The 16822-nt window shown below is 61.3% G+C and carries 21 protein-coding genes; 11 read left to right on the forward strand and 10 right to left on the reverse strand.

From position 1 onward, the window contains the following. Window positions 1-27: 27 nt before the first annotated feature. The 3 genes from ACRZ94_RS19905 to ACRZ94_RS19915 all read right to left on the reverse strand — a co-directional run bounded on the left by ACRZ94_RS19905 (window position 28) and on the right by ACRZ94_RS19915 (window position 3680). The gene (locus ACRZ94_RS19905; protein ID WP_480656554.1) at window positions 28-1323 is read right to left on the reverse strand and encodes a flagellar hook protein FlgE; all 1296 of its coding nucleotides are present in this window, start codon (window positions 1321-1323) and stop codon (window positions 28-30) included. A gap of 98 nt (window positions 1324-1421) precedes the next feature. Continuing rightward, entirely contained in the window at window positions 1422-2258 is an 837-nt protein-coding gene (locus ACRZ94_RS19910) for a flagellar motor protein MotB (RefSeq protein ID WP_480656552.1), read from the reverse strand. Between the two features lie 84 nt (window positions 2259-2342). Continuing rightward, a complete protein-coding gene (locus ACRZ94_RS19915; RefSeq protein ID WP_480656550.1) occupies window positions 2343-3680 on the reverse strand; it encodes a FliI/YscN family ATPase in 1338 nt (445 codons plus the stop codon). Window positions 3681-3767: 87 nt separating this feature from the next. On the opposite strand from ACRZ94_RS19915, the gene ACRZ94_RS19920 reads away from it, so the two are divergent. From ACRZ94_RS19920 to ACRZ94_RS19960, 9 genes are read left to right on the forward strand one after another with little or no spacing between them, the layout of a single operon-like run. Beyond that, window positions 3768-4154, forward strand: a complete 387-nt coding sequence (locus ACRZ94_RS19920; RefSeq protein ID WP_480656676.1) for a FlgB family protein — start codon at window positions 3768-3770, stop codon at window positions 4152-4154. Between the two features lie 12 nt (window positions 4155-4166). Beyond that, on the forward strand, window positions 4167-4553 hold the full coding sequence (gene flgC, locus ACRZ94_RS19925) for a flagellar basal body rod protein FlgC (RefSeq protein ID WP_480656548.1): 387 nt from the start codon (window positions 4167-4169) through the stop codon (window positions 4551-4553). Window positions 4554-4564: 11 nt separating this feature from the next. Continuing rightward, window positions 4565-4855, forward strand: a complete 291-nt coding sequence (gene fliE, locus ACRZ94_RS19930) for a flagellar hook-basal body complex protein FliE (protein ID WP_366553739.1) — start codon at window positions 4565-4567, stop codon at window positions 4853-4855. Window positions 4856-4859: 4 nt separating this feature from the next. After that, window positions 4860-5132, forward strand: coding sequence for a flagellar biosynthetic protein FliQ (locus ACRZ94_RS19935; RefSeq protein WP_480656546.1), 273 nt, complete (start codon window positions 4860-4862; stop codon window positions 5130-5132). Next, the gene (locus ACRZ94_RS19940; protein WP_480656544.1) at window positions 5132-5842 is read left to right on the forward strand and encodes a flagellar hook-basal body complex protein; all 711 of its coding nucleotides are present in this window, start codon (window positions 5132-5134) and stop codon (window positions 5840-5842) included. Before ACRZ94_RS19935 ends, ACRZ94_RS19940 begins: the two co-directional genes overlap by 1 nt. A 22-nt stretch (window positions 5843-5864) precedes the next feature. Beyond that, the gene (flgG, locus tag ACRZ94_RS19945; protein ID WP_480656542.1) at window positions 5865-6650 is read left to right on the forward strand and encodes a flagellar basal-body rod protein FlgG; all 786 of its coding nucleotides are present in this window, start codon (window positions 5865-5867) and stop codon (window positions 6648-6650) included. Next, a complete protein-coding gene (gene flgA, locus ACRZ94_RS19950) occupies window positions 6650-7060 on the forward strand; it encodes a flagellar basal body P-ring formation chaperone FlgA (RefSeq protein ID WP_480656540.1) in 411 nt (136 codons plus the stop codon). Before flgG ends, flgA begins: the two co-directional genes overlap by 1 nt. Further along, window positions 7060-7791: a flagellar basal body L-ring protein FlgH gene (gene flgH / locus ACRZ94_RS19955; protein WP_480656538.1), complete on the forward strand. Its 732-nt coding sequence runs from the start codon at window positions 7060-7062 to the stop codon at window positions 7789-7791. The genes flgA and flgH overlap by 1 nt, the downstream gene beginning before the upstream one ends. A gap of 12 nt (window positions 7792-7803) precedes the next feature. Beyond that, window positions 7804-8307 carry a flagellar basal body-associated protein FliL gene (locus ACRZ94_RS19960; RefSeq protein WP_480656536.1) on the forward strand — a complete coding sequence of 168 codons (504 nt, stop codon included), beginning with the start codon at window positions 7804-7806 and terminating at the stop codon, window positions 8305-8307. Here the strand turns inward: ACRZ94_RS19960 and ACRZ94_RS19965 are convergent. From ACRZ94_RS19965 to ACRZ94_RS19995, 7 genes are all read right to left on the reverse strand, one after another. Continuing rightward, window positions 8304-8687 (reverse strand): hypothetical protein, encoded by a 384-nt coding sequence (locus tag ACRZ94_RS19965; protein ID WP_480656534.1) that lies wholly within the window; start codon window positions 8685-8687, stop codon window positions 8304-8306. The genes ACRZ94_RS19960 and ACRZ94_RS19965 overlap by 4 nt on opposite strands. Further along, window positions 8684-9772 carry a flagellar type III secretion system protein FlhB gene (gene flhB / locus ACRZ94_RS19970; protein WP_480798157.1) on the reverse strand — a complete coding sequence of 363 codons (1089 nt, stop codon included), beginning with the start codon at window positions 9770-9772 and terminating at the stop codon, window positions 8684-8686. The genes ACRZ94_RS19965 and flhB overlap by 4 nt, the downstream gene beginning before the upstream one ends. Next, window positions 9769-10542 (reverse strand): flagellar biosynthetic protein FliR, encoded by a 774-nt coding sequence (locus tag ACRZ94_RS19975; protein WP_480798158.1) that lies wholly within the window; start codon window positions 10540-10542, stop codon window positions 9769-9771. Before ACRZ94_RS19975 ends, flhB begins: the two co-directional genes overlap by 4 nt. Then, window positions 10539-12626 carry a flagellar biosynthesis protein FlhA gene (flhA, locus tag ACRZ94_RS19980; RefSeq protein WP_480798159.1) on the reverse strand — a complete coding sequence of 696 codons (2088 nt, stop codon included), beginning with the start codon at window positions 12624-12626 and terminating at the stop codon, window positions 10539-10541. Before flhA ends, ACRZ94_RS19975 begins: the two co-directional genes overlap by 4 nt. A 9-nt stretch (window positions 12627-12635) precedes the next feature. Continuing rightward, complete coding sequence (locus tag ACRZ94_RS19985; RefSeq protein WP_480656526.1) at window positions 12636-13325, reverse strand: lytic transglycosylase domain-containing protein; 690 nt, start codon at window positions 13323-13325, stop codon at window positions 12636-12638. A 73-nt stretch (window positions 13326-13398) separates the two neighbouring features. Continuing rightward, window positions 13399-13866 carry an Lrp/AsnC family transcriptional regulator gene (locus ACRZ94_RS19990; RefSeq protein WP_480656524.1) on the reverse strand — a complete coding sequence of 156 codons (468 nt, stop codon included), beginning with the start codon at window positions 13864-13866 and terminating at the stop codon, window positions 13399-13401. After that, window positions 13863-15077 carry an MFS transporter gene (locus ACRZ94_RS19995; protein WP_480656522.1) on the reverse strand — a complete coding sequence of 405 codons (1215 nt, stop codon included), beginning with the start codon at window positions 15075-15077 and terminating at the stop codon, window positions 13863-13865. The genes ACRZ94_RS19990 and ACRZ94_RS19995 overlap by 4 nt, the downstream gene beginning before the upstream one ends. 164 nt (window positions 15078-15241) lie before the next feature. On the opposite strand from ACRZ94_RS19995, the gene ACRZ94_RS20000 reads away from it, so the two are divergent. Further along, entirely contained in the window at window positions 15242-15856 is a 615-nt protein-coding gene (locus tag ACRZ94_RS20000; protein WP_480656520.1) for a ribonuclease D, read from the forward strand. Beyond that, window positions 15853-16815, forward strand: coding sequence for a KpsF/GutQ family sugar-phosphate isomerase (locus ACRZ94_RS20005; RefSeq protein WP_480798160.1), 963 nt, complete (start codon window positions 15853-15855; stop codon window positions 16813-16815). Before ACRZ94_RS20000 ends, ACRZ94_RS20005 begins: the two co-directional genes overlap by 4 nt. Window positions 16816-16822 lie beyond the last annotated feature (7 nt).

Consider the following 16822-nt stretch of genomic DNA (forward strand, 5'->3'; position numbering starts at 1 on the left):
GCCCCCTTTTCCGGCTCAAAGCCCAAATCAGCGTTTGATATTGGTGGTTTCCTGCAACATCTCATCCACGGTCTGGATCACCGTCGCGCTTGAGGAATAGGCGCGCTGGGTCTGGATCAGCGAGGTCAGCTCGGTTGCGATGTCGGTGGTCGATTCCTCGCGCGCAAAGGAAACAAGATCGCCGGTCGGCCCCTCACCTGCGTTCCACAGGAAGAAGGTGCCGCTTTCGCGTGATGGCGCATAGGTCTGGCTGTCCAGTGCCGTCAGGCCGTTGGGATTGGGCACATCCGCCAGCGGAATCTGGAACATGCGACGGCTGACACCAGTGTCATAGAAGGCGTAGACATAGCCGTTTTCATCCACCTGCACGCTGGTCATTGTCCCAACGGCAGACCCGTCGCGTGTGATCGAGACCGGGGCGAATGTGTCGGACAATTGCGTGATTCCGTCCGGGTCATTAATCTCGCCAATATTGATCTCCATCGGGCCGCCCGCGACGTTGACAATGACGCTGCCGGTGGCCGGGTCATAGGCCCCGCCCGAAACGGTCGCGACGCTGGCCAATGTCCCCCCGGCAGTGCGGCTGTCGGTGAAGGTTAGCGTATATTCCCCGATCACCGCCCCGCCCGAGGCGGAATCGCGCAGGATCATCGTCCATTCATTACTGGTCCCGGTGGCGGGGACGGTTGGCACCAGTTCAATGTCGACGCTTTCGGATTTGCCGAGGTTGTCGAAATACTCAACCGACAGGGGCTGAGAATCGCCGGGAGCACCCGCATCCGTTGCTGTCGCAGGCAGGTTCATGCGCAGGTTCATCTGCGTGGTCGGCGCGCCCGACAGCTGATTGACGCTCAGCTGCACAGGCTCCAGCGCGGCCGGGGTATCGCGGGGAACCGACGGGATCGAGCCATCCGGGTTTGCGCGCCATCCTAGCAGGACGAGGCCAGATTCGGTGACCAGATACCCTTCTTCATTGGTGCGGAATGAGCCGGTCGAGGTCAGCAACATCTCATTCGAGCCGCCCGCGATTTGCGAGCTTGGGCGCACCGGCAGCATGCCCCGCCCGCGCACCGCCAGATCGGTTGAGTTGTTCGTGGTCACCAGCGACCCGCGCTGATCAATCAGACGTTGACTTGTGGTGCGGACCCCGCCCGCCGAATAGCTGCCGCCCTGCCCGGACGTGACCATCGAATGAAAATCCGTCTCGACCCGTTTATAGCCGAAGGTCGAAGAGTTCGCGATGTTGTCGGAAATCGTGGCCAGCCGGTTGGCGTTGGCCTTCAATGAGGCCACACCGGCATTCAGCGAGGAGGAAATCGTCATTGGCACGCCCTTCTGTTGCGTCAATCGTTGAAGCAACAGCTAGCGCACTGCCCCTTAACAGCGCGCTAACAGGTAAAATGCGTCCTATCCTTTCGCTGTCAGGTGTCGCGCAGAAAGATGATCTCGATCCGATTGTTGCGCACTGCCATGGGGTTTTCGTCGGACAGTTCCCGGTCGGCATGGCCGGTAACACGGTCCAGCCGGGGCGTCGAAAACCCCTTATCTTCAAGCAATTGCCGCACCATCTGCGCGCGTGAGGTCGACACATCCCAGGACGGATCGCGCGCCAGAACCACCGGTGAGGCGCGGACATGACCTTCGACCGCCACATCGTTTGTTACCAGGTCCGAGGACCGTGCCACCAAAAGCGCCAGCGCCCGCATCATCGGCGTGGGTGTATCCGTGCCCGATTCGAACAGGGGTTGGTCGTCAGTATCGAACAGTTCGACCACCAGCCCTTCGTCGGTGACGCGCGTGACTATGTGTTTCAGCACCTTATCCGACACCATGCTTTCGCCGGTATGCCCCAAAAGCTGCGCCTCAAGCGTCGAGAAATCGTCGGACGCCTCTTTGCCGCCATCGGGATTGACGCCGATCGAGCCACGCGCCTGCCGTGCGATCGTGGGATGACGCTTGGCCGCGCCGGATCCGTCCATCACCATCGTGTCTTCTGAGAACATGTTATTGCCGCCAAAGGCCCCATCGCCGCCCCCCGACACCGGATTGACCGGAATCGTCGGCGAGAAGTAATCCGCCAGCCCTTTGCGTTGCGTTTCGGTCGTTGCATTCAGCAGCCACATCAACATGAAGAACGCCATCATGGCCGTGACAAAGTCGGCATATGCGACTTTCCACGCGCCACCATGGTGGCCATCGCCACCGGACACACGTTTCTTCTTGATGATGATTGGCGCCGCATTGGTTTGCGCACCCATCTCCACCACCTTTTTCTATCACCCGACTACAGGCGTAGCCGTGCAGGTCTTAAGGTGGGCTTAACACTTAAAACTGTTCAGATTTCACCGCGGCGCCATGGGCCCGGCCCGCCGCAGAATCAGTTGCAGATGGTTGAAGCTGTTTTTGATCCCATCCGGCTCGGCCTTGCCAAAGAAGGCATCCAGTTCCTCATGCACGCGCACGGCCTGATCCAGCAGCGGGTCGGCGCCTTCGGAATACAGCCCCGCTTTGATCATCACCTCGGATTGTTCATAGCTGCCGACCAGTTTGCGGGTTTCCGCGATCATGCGGTTTTCCTCCTCGGACGCCGCGCCGGGCAGGCTGCGTGAGACCGAACGGCTGAGGTCAATGGCCGGGAATCGCCCACGCTCGGCAATGTCGCGGTTCAGCACGATATGCCCGTCCAGCACGCCGCGCAGGATGTCGGCCACAGGCTCATCCATATCCGATCCGGCCACCAGAACGCTGAACACGGCCGTGATGTCGCCCTGACCTGACGTGCCGGGTCCGGCGCGTTCGCACAGGCTGGCAATCAGCGGCGTCACGGATGGGGGGAAGCCGCGCAGCGACGGGGCCTCTCCCATGGCGACGGCGATTTCGCGATGGGCTTCGGCAAAGCGGGTCACCGAATCGGCCAGAAACAGAACATTCAGCCCCTGATCGCGCAGATATTCGGCCACCGACATCGCCGACCACGCGCAGCGCCGGCGCGCCAGTGCCGATTGATCTGACGTGGCGGCCACCACAATCGACCGCTTCATCCCCTCGGCCCCCAGCGCGTGTTCGACAAACTCATTCACCTCGCGCCCGCGTTCCCCGACCAGCGCGACAACAACGGCATCCGCCTGCATCGACTTGGCCAATGTGGCCAGCAGGGTCGATTTACCCACGCCCGATCCGGCAAACAGACCGATTCGCTGGCCCTGAACCACCGGCAGCATGGTGTTGAGCATGGCCAGCCCGGTCTCCATCCGGGTGCCCAGCGGTTTGCGGGCGACGGCGGGGGGCGGGGCCTGCATGATGTCGCGCTCCTGCGTGCCGGGCAGCAGCGGTTTGCCGTCCAGCGGTTTGCCGAACGGATCAACCACCCGCCCCAGCCAGTGCATCCCGGGCGCAAAAGCCGGGGTCTGATCCAGAATCACCCGATCCCCCAGACAGACGCCATCGGGTGCCGCCGTGGGCATCATGTGAATCAGATCCGATTCGACATGCAGCACCTCTCCGGCCAGATCCGGGCCGCTGCGTCGCCGCAAAGTCAGGTGGTCGCCGATCCGTGCCTGCCCCTCAAGCCATTGAATTTCAATGACTCCGCGCGCCACACCGGACACAAGACCCATATGGCGCACTGCGGACAGGCGGTCGAATTTGCATTTCAGAAAGCTTGGGTCGAGATCGGGCATCGTGGGTTCTCCAACGGGTTTCTGAAAACGGTTTCTAAAGGAATCGGGGTTAAGCCTTGATTGAAATTGATCGAGGGAGAAGCCCCGATGTTCTATGACCTGAACGTCTTTAAAACAGCGTACGCAATGGCAACCCATGCCGGGCAACGGCAGGCCGTCATCGCGCGCAACATGGCCAATGCGGATACGCCGGGCTACCAGCCCCGCGATCTTGAGGGCTTTCAAAAAGCATTCGAAAAATCGGGGGGTGAGGTCGCGATGACCGCCACCCGCGCTGCACATCTGAACGGTGCAAGCGCCCCGCAGACATGGGCCGAGTACGAGGCCGCGCCCTCGGGCGATCCCAATGGCAACGGCGTTTCTGTTGAGGAAGAAATGTTCAAAGCGGTTGAGGTCAAACGTCAGCATGACCGCGCGCTGACCATCTACAAATCCTCGATGAACATCCTGCGCAGCAGTTTGGGCCGGGCGTAAGGGGGCAGAGAGATGAGTGATTTTTCCCATTCCCTTGCCGCCTCGACCAGTGCCCTGCGGGCGCAATCGGCGCGGCTGCGGCATGTGTCCGAGAATATCTCGAACGCGGATACGCCGGGTTATCGCCGCAAGACCGTGCCGTTCGAAACCGTGCAGAAAGACGGGCGTGAGGTGGTGCAGACCGGGCGGGTCAAGCTGGACCGCCGCGACGGTTCGCGCATCTACGACCCCGGCCATCCTATGGCGGATGAGACCGGGCATTATCGCGGCTCGAATGTCGATCTGATGATCGAGATCGCCGACGCCCGTGAGGCGCAGCGCAGCTATGAGGCCAATCTCAAGATGTTCGACCAGACACGGCAGATGTCGTCGAGCCTTATGGAACTTCTCAGAAAATAAAGGACACCAGAATGGATATCCGATCCCTGACCGCGGCGCAGAATTACGCCGTTGCACGCCCGGCCACGCAGGCCGATCCCGATCACGCCGGAATGGCGCAAGGTCTGCGCAACACCTTTCAGGATTTCACCGCGACGTTGAAACACTCTGAGCAGATGTCGCAGGCCGCTATGACCGGGCAGGCCGATCCGCATGCGCTGGTACAGGCGCTGGCTCAGACCGAACTGGCCGTGGAAACCGCCGTGATCGTCCGCAACAAGGTGGTTGAGGCGTATCAGGAAATTCTGCGGATGCCGGTCTGACCTGATGCTGAGCGAAGGTCTCTTCTATGACATCGTGCGTCAGGCGCTTTGGGTCGCGGTCATCACCTCGGTCCCGATCCTGGCGGTGGCGCTGGTCTCGGGCCTGGTCGTGGGCCTGTTCCAGGCGCTGACCTCGGTGCAGGAAATGACGCTGACCTTCGTGCCCAAACTGATCGCCATCGTCATCGTGTTCTGGATTTCCATGGGCTTCATGACCCAGACGCTGGTGACCTTTTTCACCACAACCCTCATCCCGCTGATCGCCGGAGGTCGCTGATGGATACCGCCTATACCACCTTGTCCCGCCAGTCGGGGCTGATGAATGAAATGCGGTTGGTGGCGAACAATATCGCCAATGCCAACACCACCGGCTACCGCGCGCAGGGGCTGGTGTTTTCCGAGTTCGTCCGCGACATGCCGGGCAATCCGTCCCTGTCGATGGCGCGGGCCGAGGTGCGCAATACATCGCTGCAACAGGGTCTGCTGACCGAGACCGGAGGGGATTTCGATTTCGCCATCGAAGGCGACGGTTTCTTTATGGTCGAAACACCCGGCGGCAATCGGCTGACCCGGGCGGGGGCGTTTTCCCCCAGTGCCGAGGGCGATCTGGTGACCATGGACGGCCACCGGGTGCTGGACGTCAACGGTGCGCCCGTATTCATCCCGCCGGACGCGTCCTCAATCGACGTGGGCAGCGATGGCACGCTCAGCATTGAGGGGCAGCTTTTGGGGCAGATCGGGATCTACCGGGTCGAAGACCCCAAGACACTGGTGCGTGAGGGCAGCACCCAGTTCCGCGCCGAGGCGCAGATCGACCCGGTGGACAATCCGGTGGTTTTGCACCGGTTCCTCGAAGGCTCGAACGTGAACGCGGTGCATCAGGTCACCCGGCTGGTCGAGATTCAGCGAGCCTATGAGCTGGGCCAGAGCTTTCTGGAAACCGAAGACGAACGTGTACGCGGGGCGCTGAAGGCGCTGATGCGGTGACTTTAGAACGGAGGATTTGAACATGCGGGCATTGAAAATCGCAGCAACGGGCATGACGGCGCAGCAGATGCGGGTTGAGACGATCTCGAACAACCTCGCCAACACCAATACCACCGGCTACAACGCACGCCGGGCCGAGTTTGCGGATCTGCATTATCAACAGATGGCGCGCGCAGGCACGGTGAATGCCAATGACGGAACGGTTCTGCCGACAGGTATCCAACTGGGTCTGGGTGTGCGCCCCGCAGCTGTGACCGTGCAGCTGGCGCAAGGTGCCATTTCGGCCACCGGCAACGATCTGGACGTGGCCATCGAAGGGCGCGGCTATCTTGAGGTGACACTGCCCAACGGCCAGTCGGGCTTTACCCGCGACGGCAGCCTGAAACGTTCGGCCGAGGGGCTGATCGTAACGTCCGACGGATACGCCGTCACGCCCGAGATCACAATTCCCGACGATGCGCGCTCGATCTCGATCAACAGCGCGGGTGAGGTTTATGCCTATTTCGATGACACCGCCGACGGCCAGCTGCTGGGGGAACTGACGCTGGCCAGTTTCTCGAACGCCAAGGGGCTTGAGGCGATCGGCAGCAACCTGTTCAAGGAAACCGAAGCCTCGGGCGCGCCGGTTGTGGGAACCCCGGGCGAGGACGGGCTGGGCACCCTGCGGCAGGGTTATCTTGAGGACAGCTCGGTCGACGCGGTGCGCGAAGTAACCGAACTGATCGAGGCGCAGCGCGGATATGAGATGAACGCCAAGGTCATTTCCGCTGTCGATCAGATGATGGGCGCAACGACGCAGGTGCGGTGATGCGGTTTCTGATCCTATTGCTGATCCTGCCGATCTCAGCCCTGGCTGACATCGTGGTGCCAACCCGCACTATTCGCGCCAAGGAAATCATCTCGGCCACCGATCTGGAATTCAAGGCGCAGAACGTGCCCGGCGCGGTGACCAACCCCGAGTTTCTGATCGGGAAAGAGGCCCGTGTTGCCCTTTATCCCGGCCGCCCGATCCGCCAACAGGATGTCGGCGCGCCGGCCCTGGTGGATCGCAATGACCTGGTGGTGCTGATCTTTGACCGCAAACCGCTGTCGATCACCGCCGAAGGCCGTGCGCTGGGGCGCGGGGCTGCCGGGGACCGCATCCGGGTCATGAACCTGTCTTCCCGCACCACCGTAACCGGCCTGATCCGGCCCGACGGACAAATCGAGGTAAAATGATGTCAGGACTTACGAAATCACTGCTGTTCGCCGTTCTTGCCGTATCGGCCTGCGGGCGGGCGGATCATCTGGGCAAGCCGCCAAGCTTTACCCCCAATGAGGATTCGCCCGAGCACGTCGCCATGCTGTGGCCGGGCCTACCCCTGCACACGCAACCGCAGCGCACGGTCGACCGATCCTCGTTATGGAGCGGGGGGCAGAGCTCATTGCTGGGGGATCAGCGGGCGATCAAGAAGGGTGACATCCTGACGGTCGTGATCGAGCTGGATGAAAAGGCTGAATTTTCGAACGATACGGAACGCTCGCGTTCGGCATCGGAAAGTCTGGGAATTGTAGGCCTGTTCGGACTGCCGCAGAGGGCGGCAGAGCATTTGCCTGATGGTGCATCCCTGGCCGAAGCGGTCGAGATCGAATCCTCGTCGGAAAGCACCGGTGACGGTTCGGTCAAACGCAAGGAAAAGCTGACATTGCGCGTCGCTGCGACCGTGGTTGACGTGCTGCCAAACGGGGTTCTGTCGATCTCGGGTTCGCAGGAATTGCGGGTGAATTTCGAACTACGTGAATTGCTGGTCCAGGGCTATGTGCGCCCGCAGGATATCTCGCGCAGGAATGAGATCACCTATGACAAGATCGCATCGGCCCGCGTGTCCTATGGCGGGCGCGGGCAGATCACGGATGTGCAGCAGCCCCGATATGGCCAGCAGATTCTTGATGCTGTTCTGCCCTATTAAGAGGTTGATACGATGAAGAAACTTTTGCCCGTACTGATGCTTCTGGTTGGTTTGGGTGCCGGGATCGGTGCCGGGGTTTTTCTGGCGCCCTCCGGTGCCAAAGACATGGAAAAGCAGGACAAGGTGGAGGCCAAAGCCGACAAACCCAAAGAGAAATCCGCCAAAACCAAAGACAAAAAGGATGATGCGGGCGCGTTTGAATACCTCAAACTGACCAAGCAATTCGTGGTGCCGGTCGTGGATGCCGAACGCATTGAGGCTTTGGTCACCATGTCGCTGAGCCTTGAGATCACCCCCGGCAAAACCGAGGCCTTTTACGCGGTTGAACCCAAGCTGCGTGACGGCTTCCTACAGGTGATGTTCGATCACGCCAACACGGGCGGATTCGACGGAGCCTTTACCGAGTCCGACAATATGATGGTTCTGCGCAAGGCGCTGCTGGAAATGGCGCGCAAGGATCTGGGGGATGACGTCTCGCAGGTGCTGATCATGAGCGTCAGCCGCCAGGACGTCTAACCGAGCTGTTTCTTGGCCTGCGCCTGCTTCAGCGCAAGCATTTGGGCCGCCGACAGGTTTGCAACAGCCTGTTGGCGGCTAAATGCCATCCGCAACTTGTCCATTGCCGCCAGCTTTTGGGCCCGCAGCCGGGCCAGTTCCATATTCAGTTCACGGCGCGTGGCGGATTCCCATCCGTTCCACAAAACATCCGTGCCAGTGACGCGATACCCGTCGGTTGCGGCACTGTCCTGACGCGTTTGCCGGACCTGCGCGTCCAGCCGGGCCAGCTGTTGCTGCACGCGGGCTTCGGCCTCTAGTACCGGACGCAGCGCGTTGTATTCCTTTTGAAAGGCCGCATCGGTTACATGCCCAAGATCTGACAACGCATTTCGTTTCATCTGATCTGTCCTTTCGCCCGTTTGCGCATCGCTTCTGCAAACCGGATCGCGGCGGCGACCGGGCGGTAATGTTCCTCAGCGATTTCCTGGCCGACCTCGACCGCCGCATGCAACGCGCGTGCGGTAGGTGGATCAGAGTGGATGGGCACACCGGATTCGATGGCGCGGGCGCGGATCGCGGCGGCGACCTCATCGACACCCTTGGCCACACAGATCGGGGCCGATCCTGCCGTCCGGGTCCATTTCAACGCCACCGCATAGTGGGTCGGGTTGACGATCACCACATCCGCTTTGGGCACGTCCGACATCATCTGATTGGTGGCAATGTCCTGCGCGCGCTGGCGGCGTTGTTGTTTGACATGCGGATCGCCCTCGGCATCCTTGGTTTCGTCCTGAATCTCTTTGCGCGACATGCGGTTCTTGCGCATGTGCTCGGCATATTGCCACAGGTAGTCCACCACACCGATCGCCAGCGCCACGGCGATGACGATGAACAGAAAACGAAACAGCAGGTTCATCATCAACATGACCGAAGAGCGCGCGGGCGCGGCACTGGCCGACAGGATATCGCTCAGGTTCGCGCGCAGGAACAGGGTCAGGCAGGTTCCGTAGATCACCAGTTTCACAAAGCTCTTGGCAAATTCGAACAGCCCCCCGCGCCCGAATTTGTTCTTGGCATTCGATATCAGTGAAATGCGTGAGAGTTTCGGTTTCAGCTTGCTGGGGGCAAAGACCAGCGCGCGCTGGGCGATGAGGCTTAGCAGCACGGCGCTGGCCGGCAAGGCAAACAGGATCAGCACTGACAGCAGAGCGGTTTTCAGCATTCCACCAACAGGGCTGGCGGCGGGGCCTTCGGTCAGCAAAGGCGCGAAAGAATGGGACTGGTCGATCAGGACCACAAACAGGCTGCCCAACTGCTGAACGCCGAATTGCCCGGCCGCAAAAAGCGCGATGGCAAACCCGGTATAGGCAGCCACGACCGACAGGTCGTTGGATTTGGCCACCTCACCCTTTTCGCGCGCTTTCTGCAGTTTCTGCGGCGTCGGCTCATAGGACTTGTCGCTGTCGTCATCCGAGCCGCTCATCTGGAATCCTCAAGCGGGTTGACCATGAAGGCGAACAGGGCATCGGACCACACCGACAGGATGAGAGGCGTGCCAGCGAACAACAGAAACAGGCCCGCAAAGGTGATGGCGGGGGCGCCGACAAAGGCCACCATCAGCTGTGGCATCGCGCGGTTGATGACGCCAAGGGCAAGGTTATAGATCAGCGAGGCGATGACAAAGGGCATCGCCAGCGCAAAAGCCAACCCAAAGCTGCGCGCGATGTGCTGAACGCCCCAATGTGACAGGTCTTGCGCCATTGGGGCCGTGCCCATGGGAAACAAGGTGTAGCTGTGGATCAGAAACTGCGCGACACGGATGTGCAACCCCAGGATCACCGCCAGCGTCAGCCCGGCGAGTGTCAGCAGATACCCCATTGCGGGAACCGGATCGGCCGCCGCACCGCCAAGAATTTGGGACAGCGACGTCGCCTGCGCCGCGATGGACCCGGCGGTTTGCAGAGCCAGAACAAACAGGCGCAGGCCAAGGCCCAGAACCACGCCGATCAGCACCTCGATCACGATCAGGCGCGCCATCGGGAACAGGCCGGGCTCCGCGATCTGAGCCTGTATGGCGGGCGTGACGATCAGTGTAAAAGCCGCTGAGATCGCCAGTTTGACACGGGTCGGGATGCTGCGTTCGCCAAAGGCGGGCAGCAGTGAGACCATGGCAGATACGCGCAGAAACACGGCAAACAGGTGCCACAGGCCCTCGCCCAGCTGAGGCAGCAGCTCGGGCGGCAGGGCGATCACGCGGGCACCGTTCCGACCAGGGCCGGGCGCGCCTCAAGCCCGATTTCCTCAAAGGACAGAACCGGGTTTGCCACACCTCGCGCGTGCATGATGGTGCGCAGCAATCGCCGCCGCCGGGTCGAGGTGACGACGGCGGGAAACACCCCGTGATCGGCCGATTGCGTCACGCTGTCGACCACGCCATCCGCCAGCTTGTTGAACAGATTCGGCGGCAGCGCCACGTCCAGACCCGCATTGGGCGCGTCGATCTGGTAGGTCGAGAATGTATCCTCCCATTCCGGGGCCAGCTGGATCAGCGGGATCGAGCCATCGTCGCGCTTCATCTCGGCCACCAGTTGGAAGCCCAGCCGCTGCCGGACCAGTTCGCAGATGCCTTCGGGTTGTGTTGTGGTCAGCCGCGCTTCGGCCACGCTTTCGAGGATCAGCGCCATGTTGCGGATCGAGACACGTTCGTCCAGCAACAGCCGCAGCACCGCATGAAGCGTGTCGATCGGCACCTTGTCGGGGATCAGTTCATCCAGCAGCTTGCGGTTTGCCTCGGCCCGGACCGGATCGCTGAGCCGCGTCATCTCGGACAACAGGCGGCGCAGGGATTTCAGCGTCAGCAGACGCGAGAAATTCTGTTTGATGATCTCAAGCAGATGGGTGGCCAGAATCTCGGGCGGTGAGACGATGGTGGCCCCGCTCATCGCCGCGGCCTCTTGATCCTTGGGCAGAATCCAGCGGGCGGGGGCGCCATAGACGGGCTCGGTCACGTCATTGCCTTCGGGCAGCATGTCACGGTCATCCTGCACCAGCGCCAGCACCAGATCGGGGTTCAACACGCCACGCGCCTGTTCGACGCCTTGCACCTTGACCACATAGGTGCCCATGGGCAGATCGGCGCGGTCGGTCAGACGAATGTCAGGCAGGATCAGACCAAAGCTGGACGCAACATAGGTGCGCATATTGGCGATCCGCGCGTCCAGACCGGTGCCGGGGTTCAGCACCATGCTGACCAGATCGGGGGCAAATTCCAGATGCACGTCGTCCAGATCCAGAATGTCGCCAATGGCCTGCGATACCGGCGTTTCGTCCTGAGGGGCAGGTTCCAGCGCGGCCTCTTCCTCGGCCTTTTGTTTGCGGTGCACGTTGAAGGCGGCATATCCCAGCACGCTGGCCCCCAGAATGAAGGGCAGAAATGGCAGGCCGGGGACCAGCGCAAACAGCACCATCAACATCGCAACGGTGCCAAGCGCCGCCGGATGTTTGCCTAGTTGCGAGAAGATCGCGTTATCCGTCGCCCCCTGCGTGCCGCCCCGCGCCAGCAGCAGCGCAGACGCGATCGAGATGATCACCGCCGGGATTTGCGACACCAGCCCGTCGCCCACGGTCAGGATGGCATAGGTCTCAAACGCCGAGGAAATCGGCATGCCATGCACGATCACGCCCATGATCAGGCCCATCACCAGATTCAGCAGTGTGATCAGCAAACCGGCAACCGCATCGCCTTTGACGAATTTCGATGCGCCGTCGAGCGAGCCGAAAAAGGTTGTTTCCTGCTGTTCCCGCTCGCGCCGCTCTTTGGCCTGTTGGTGGTCGATGGCACCTGCGGACATGTCGCTGTCGATGGCCAGCTGCTTACCCGGCATGCCATCCAGTGCGAATCGCGCGCCAACCTCGGCCATGCGGGCCGCGCCTTTGGTGATGACCATGAAGTTCACGATCAACAGCACACCGAACACCACCAGACCCAGGAATACACTGCCGCCCATGACGAAATCGGCGAACCCTTCGATCACGTCTCCAGCAGCGTTGGGGCCGGTATGCCCTTCACCAATGATCAGCTTGGTCGAGGACACGTTCAGCGACAGCCGCAACATCAGCGAGGCCAGCAGGATCGTCGGGAAGGATGAAAAATCCAGTGGCCGCTCAATGAACAGGGTCAGCGTAAAGATCAGGATCGCCAGCGCGAAGGAGGCCGCCAACCCGACATCCAGCACCCAGGCGGGCATCGGCAGGATCATCATCACGATGACCGTCATCAGCGCCAACGCCAGCAGCACGGTCGGTGAGAACAGGGAACGAGTGTCGATCTTGGGCACGCGTGCCTCCTAGTTGAACGAGATGAAGGCGCTGGCGGAGCCGGATGGCGGAACAAGTGACCCCAACGCGCCCCCGCCCGATTGTGGCAGGGTCACGGGGATCAGGGGTGTCGCCGCAGCGGTGAAGGGATCGTGCGGTTCCGGTGCCACCGGCACCGTTTGATCCAGCTGCGCAAGAACGGTTTGAAACCGGCCGGAATAGGCGTTGGCCAGCGACGGCGTGCGTGAGTGATAGGCCCCGACAGCGGCCTGCCACGAACCAAGCTCGGCATAGAGGTCGTTCAGAAAGCGCGCTGCGTAGGTGGCGTTTTCATCGGGGTCGAACATGGCGTCGATGGACCGGAACGCTTTGCCGTGCCAGCGATAATTGATCTGGAAGCAGCCGATGTCAAAGCTGCGTTTGCCCGCTTTGAAGATGTTGAAGACATAGGTCTTCGCCTCATATTCCGAGGTGAACCAAAACCCTTGTCCTTCAACATTGATGGTCCAGGGCCAGGGCTCTAACCGCCCATCCCGCAGGCGTCCGGTTTCAACCCGTGCAATGGCGCGCATCACATCAAGCGGTACGCCCTCAGCCAAAGCCGCGCGCCGGGCGGCAGCGTCGCATATCCCGGCCACGCGGGCATCGGACATGGCAAAGCCCTGTTGCGCCCAGCCAAGCGCAAGGAAACTCAGTCCAAAGATAAATCGATAGGGCATTCTGCCGGTCCGGGATTCTGATCCATCCCGGCCAAGCTAGTCCCGCTTGGGTTTACAGAGGGTTATCAGCCAATCAGATTCGATCAATCCGCCGCCCGAATACGACGCTGGTATTGGTGCGCAGCACGCCGGGGATTTTGGCCAGATCGTCGACCAGAATATCCAGATCCTCAAGGCGTGGGGCTTCGGCCGACAGCAGCAGGTCGAACTCACCATTGATGGACAGGCAGAGTTTTACCTCGGGGTAGGCCTCAATCCGTTTGATGATGCGGGTGGTTTCCTTTTGCTGCACTTCCAGCAGCACAACGACCTGCACGCGCGGGGCGTCTTCGGAGCTGTTCAAAATCACCGAATACCCGGCGATCAGACCGCTTTCCTCCATCCGGCGGATGCGTTCGTGCACGGTGGTCCGGGCCACGCCCAGCTTTGCCGCGATTTTCGAGGTTGATTCGCGGGCGTTGTGTTGTAACGCGGTGATGATACGACGGTCTAACTGGTCCATGGTGCGCAAGGTGTAGTCCAGAGAGGGCGCCGGGCTCAAGACGTGTCAGTGCGCGCGGTTGCGTGCGGCCAGATCAGGGATGCCGCCACAATGCCGGGCGCTGCGATCAATGCGATTGCAGCAAGCGTGGGGGCGGCCCCAAAGCGCGTCATCATCCACCCTGCAAACGGATACAAAAACAACCAGCACACATGCGAGAGGGTGAATTGCGCCGCAAAAATCGCCGGGCGATCCTCGGGGCGGGTCGAGCGGGTCAACAGGCGGCCCGAAGGCGTCAGCGTGGCTGAATAGCCGAAACCCGCGCAAGCCCAAAGCAAGGCTAGCCCGAACAGCGAGACCGGACCGAGGGCAAACGCAGCCGCAGCCGCAATCATGGTTCCCAATGCGATGACGGCCCCGGTCAACATAGTGCTGCGATCTGTGTATCTGTTCAGCAGTCCGGGCAGGGCAAAGGCGGCCAGCATCGACCCGCCTCCGTACCCGGCAAGCGCGATGGCCACGGCGCTGTCAGCCAGGCCGAGATCGCTGCGCACGATGACGACGGTGTTGACGATGACCATCGCGCTTAGCGCTGCTGCTGTCCAGGTCAGCGCCAGAAGCCCGCGCAGACGCGGCGTGCGCAGGTACAGGCGGATACCGCGGGTGGTTCGGTCATAAATCCCGCGCCGCGCAGTTGGTTTGGGTGAGGGCAGCGCCACCGAAATCACCAGCAGTGCCGAGGCGGCGAACCCAAGGCCCGTGCCCCAGAACAGGCTGTCAAAGCTGACCGCCAACAGCAACGCAGCGGCAAGCGACGGGCTGAGCAGGCTTTCCAGATCATAGGCAAGACGCGACAGCGACAGAGCCTTGGTATAATCCTGCTCGTCCGTCAGGACATCCGGTATGGTGGCCTGAAATGCCGGTGTGAATCCGGCCGAGGCTGATTGCAGAAAGAAGATCAGCACATAGATCTGCCAGATCTCGGTCACGAAGGGCAGGCAGATCGCGACGCCCGCGCGCACAAGATCCAAAGTCACCAGCATCCGGCGACGGTCAAAACGGTCGGCAAAGGCGGCTGCGATGGGGGCGACCGTGACATAGGCCACCATCTTGATCGTCAGAGCTGTCCCCAGAACCAGCCCGGCGGCTTCTCCGGCCAGATCGAAAGCCAGCAATCCCAGCGCAACCGTCGCCAGACCGGTGCCCATCAAGGCCACAATCTGCGCCGCCAGCAAGTGGCGGTAAACGCGGTTTCGCAGTACATCCAGCATGTTGGGGTCGGACCTGTTGTGGCAATTCGCACCTGCCCTAATTGTCAGCCCAAAACCGCCAAGGTCAAGAAACCCGCGCAACTTGGTCGCATTCTATTGATAGCGTTGAGTTTGCGGCCCAAACCTCCTATCTCGGGGGCGATACCTGACAAAGGAAGACCCGCGTGGCGAACCACCTTTATAAGAACGACCTGCCGGACGGGTTGGATTTGGGCCCTGTTGTGGCCATTGATTGCGAAACCATGGGGCTGAACCCGCATCGCGACCGCCTGTGTGTGATCCAGATGTCGGGCGGCGATGGCAACAGCCACATCGTGCAGGTCGAAATAGGCCAGACCGAGGCCCCGAACCTGTGTGCGATGCTGGAGAACCCCAACGTCCTGAAGCTGTTCCATTTTGGCCGCTTCGATATTGCGGCGATGTACCACGCGTTCGGGGCGCTGGCCGCGCCGGTCTATTGCACCAAGATCGCCAGCCGTCTGGTGCGCACCTATACCGACCGGCATGGGCTGAAAAACCTGTGTCAGGAACTGATCGGTGTCGACATCTCAAAACAGCAACAGATGAGCGATTGGGGCGCCGAGACGCTGACAGATGCCCAGCTGGACTATGCAGCCTCGGACGTATTGTATCTGCACCAGTTGCGTGATGCGTTGGATGGTCGCCTTGCCCGTGAAGGTCGGACCGAGATGGCACAGGCGTGTTTTGACTTCTTGCCGATGCGTGCGAAGCTTGACCTCGCCGGTTGGCCCGAAACGGATATTTTTGCGCACTCATGACCGATTCCGAAGCATTTCTGAAAACCGCCCGACAGGTCGTCACGGATGAAGCCCGTGCACTGGACGTTCTGGCCGAAGGGCTGGACGACCATTTTGCCGAAGCGGTGCAGCTGATCCTGCAGGCTCCGGGCCGTATCATCATCAGCGGTATCGGCAAATCGGGCCATATCGGTCACAAGATCGCCGCCACGCTGGCCAGTACCGGCACGCCTGCCTATTTCGTGCATCCGGCCGAGGCGAGCCACGGTGATCTGGGCATGGTGTCCAAGGGCGATGTGGTTCTGGCCATCTCGAACTCGGGCGAGGCGCCGGAACTGGTGAACCTGCTGGCCTTTACCCGCCGCTTTGGCATTCCGCTGATCGGCCTGTCCAGCAAGCCCGAAAGCACCCTGATGAAACAAGCGGATGTGCACCTGCTGATCCCGTCACTGGGTGAGGCGTGTGGCTTTGGCATGGTGCCCTCGATCTCGACCACGCTGACACTGGCCATGGGCGATGCGCTGGCGATTGCGCTGATGAAGCACCGGGATTTCAAGCCCGAGGATTTCCGCGCCTTCCATCCCGGCGGCAAGCTGGGCGCGCAGCTGTCAACCGTGCAGGATTTGATGCACAAGGATCTGCCCCTGGTCTCTATCGATACGCCCATGAGCGAGGCGCTGCTGGTCATGAGCCAGAAAAGCTTTGGCGTTGTGGGCGTCACCGATGCGGCAGGCAGCCTTTTGGGCATCGTCACCGATGGCGACTTGCGCCGGAACATGGACGGCTTGCTGGACAAGACCACTGCCGAGGTGATGACCGAGAACCCCCTGACCATCGCGCCCAACGCCATGGCGGAAGAGGCGGTTGCGATCATGAACGACCGCAAGATCACCTCGCTTTTTGTCGTAGACCCCGACGCGCCCGGTCCGGCGCAGGGGCTGTTGCATATCCACGACTGCCTGCGCGTCGGGCTGGGCTAGGCGGAGG

The sequence above is a fragment of the Ruegeria sp. CH10 genome (assembly GCF_056537125.1).

What these genes read in the sequence shown, in the direction of transcription:
- ACRZ94_RS19905 (WP_480656554.1), bottom strand. Translation starts at nt 1,323, where the DNA reads ATGACGATTTCCTCCTCGCTGAATGCCGGTGTGGCCTCATTGAAGGCC.
- ACRZ94_RS19910 (WP_480656552.1), bottom strand. Translation starts at nt 2,258, where the DNA reads ATGGGTGCGCAAACCAATGCGGCGCCAATCATCATCAAGAAGAAACGT.
- ACRZ94_RS19915 (WP_480656550.1), bottom strand. Translation starts at nt 3,680, where the DNA reads ATGCCCGATCTCGACCCAAGCTTTCTGAAATGCAAATTCGACCGCCTG.
- ACRZ94_RS19920 (WP_480656676.1), top strand. Translation starts at nt 3,768, where the DNA reads ATGTTCTATGACCTGAACGTCTTTAAAACAGCGTACGCAATGGCAACC.
- flgC (WP_480656548.1), top strand. Translation starts at nt 4,167, where the DNA reads ATGAGTGATTTTTCCCATTCCCTTGCCGCCTCGACCAGTGCCCTGCGG.
- fliE (WP_366553739.1), top strand. Translation starts at nt 4,565, where the DNA reads ATGGATATCCGATCCCTGACCGCGGCGCAGAATTACGCCGTTGCACGC.
- ACRZ94_RS19935 (WP_480656546.1), top strand. Translation starts at nt 4,860, where the DNA reads ATGCTGAGCGAAGGTCTCTTCTATGACATCGTGCGTCAGGCGCTTTGG.
- ACRZ94_RS19940 (WP_480656544.1), top strand. Translation starts at nt 5,132, where the DNA reads ATGGATACCGCCTATACCACCTTGTCCCGCCAGTCGGGGCTGATGAAT.
- flgG (WP_480656542.1), top strand. Translation starts at nt 5,865, where the DNA reads ATGCGGGCATTGAAAATCGCAGCAACGGGCATGACGGCGCAGCAGATG.
- flgA (WP_480656540.1), top strand. Translation starts at nt 6,650, where the DNA reads ATGCGGTTTCTGATCCTATTGCTGATCCTGCCGATCTCAGCCCTGGCT.
- flgH (WP_480656538.1), top strand. Translation starts at nt 7,060, where the DNA reads ATGTCAGGACTTACGAAATCACTGCTGTTCGCCGTTCTTGCCGTATCG.
- ACRZ94_RS19960 (WP_480656536.1), top strand. Translation starts at nt 7,804, where the DNA reads ATGAAGAAACTTTTGCCCGTACTGATGCTTCTGGTTGGTTTGGGTGCC.
- ACRZ94_RS19965 (WP_480656534.1), bottom strand. Translation starts at nt 8,687, where the DNA reads ATGAAACGAAATGCGTTGTCAGATCTTGGGCATGTAACCGATGCGGCC.
- flhB (WP_480798157.1), bottom strand. Translation starts at nt 9,772, where the DNA reads ATGAGCGGCTCGGATGACGACAGCGACAAGTCCTATGAGCCGACGCCG.
- ACRZ94_RS19985 (WP_480656526.1), bottom strand. Translation starts at nt 13,325, where the DNA reads ATGCCCTATCGATTTATCTTTGGACTGAGTTTCCTTGCGCTTGGCTGG.
- ACRZ94_RS19995 (WP_480656522.1), bottom strand. Translation starts at nt 15,077, where the DNA reads ATGCTGGATGTACTGCGAAACCGCGTTTACCGCCACTTGCTGGCGGCG.
- ACRZ94_RS20005 (WP_480798160.1), top strand. Translation starts at nt 15,853, where the DNA reads ATGACCGATTCCGAAGCATTTCTGAAAACCGCCCGACAGGTCGTCACG.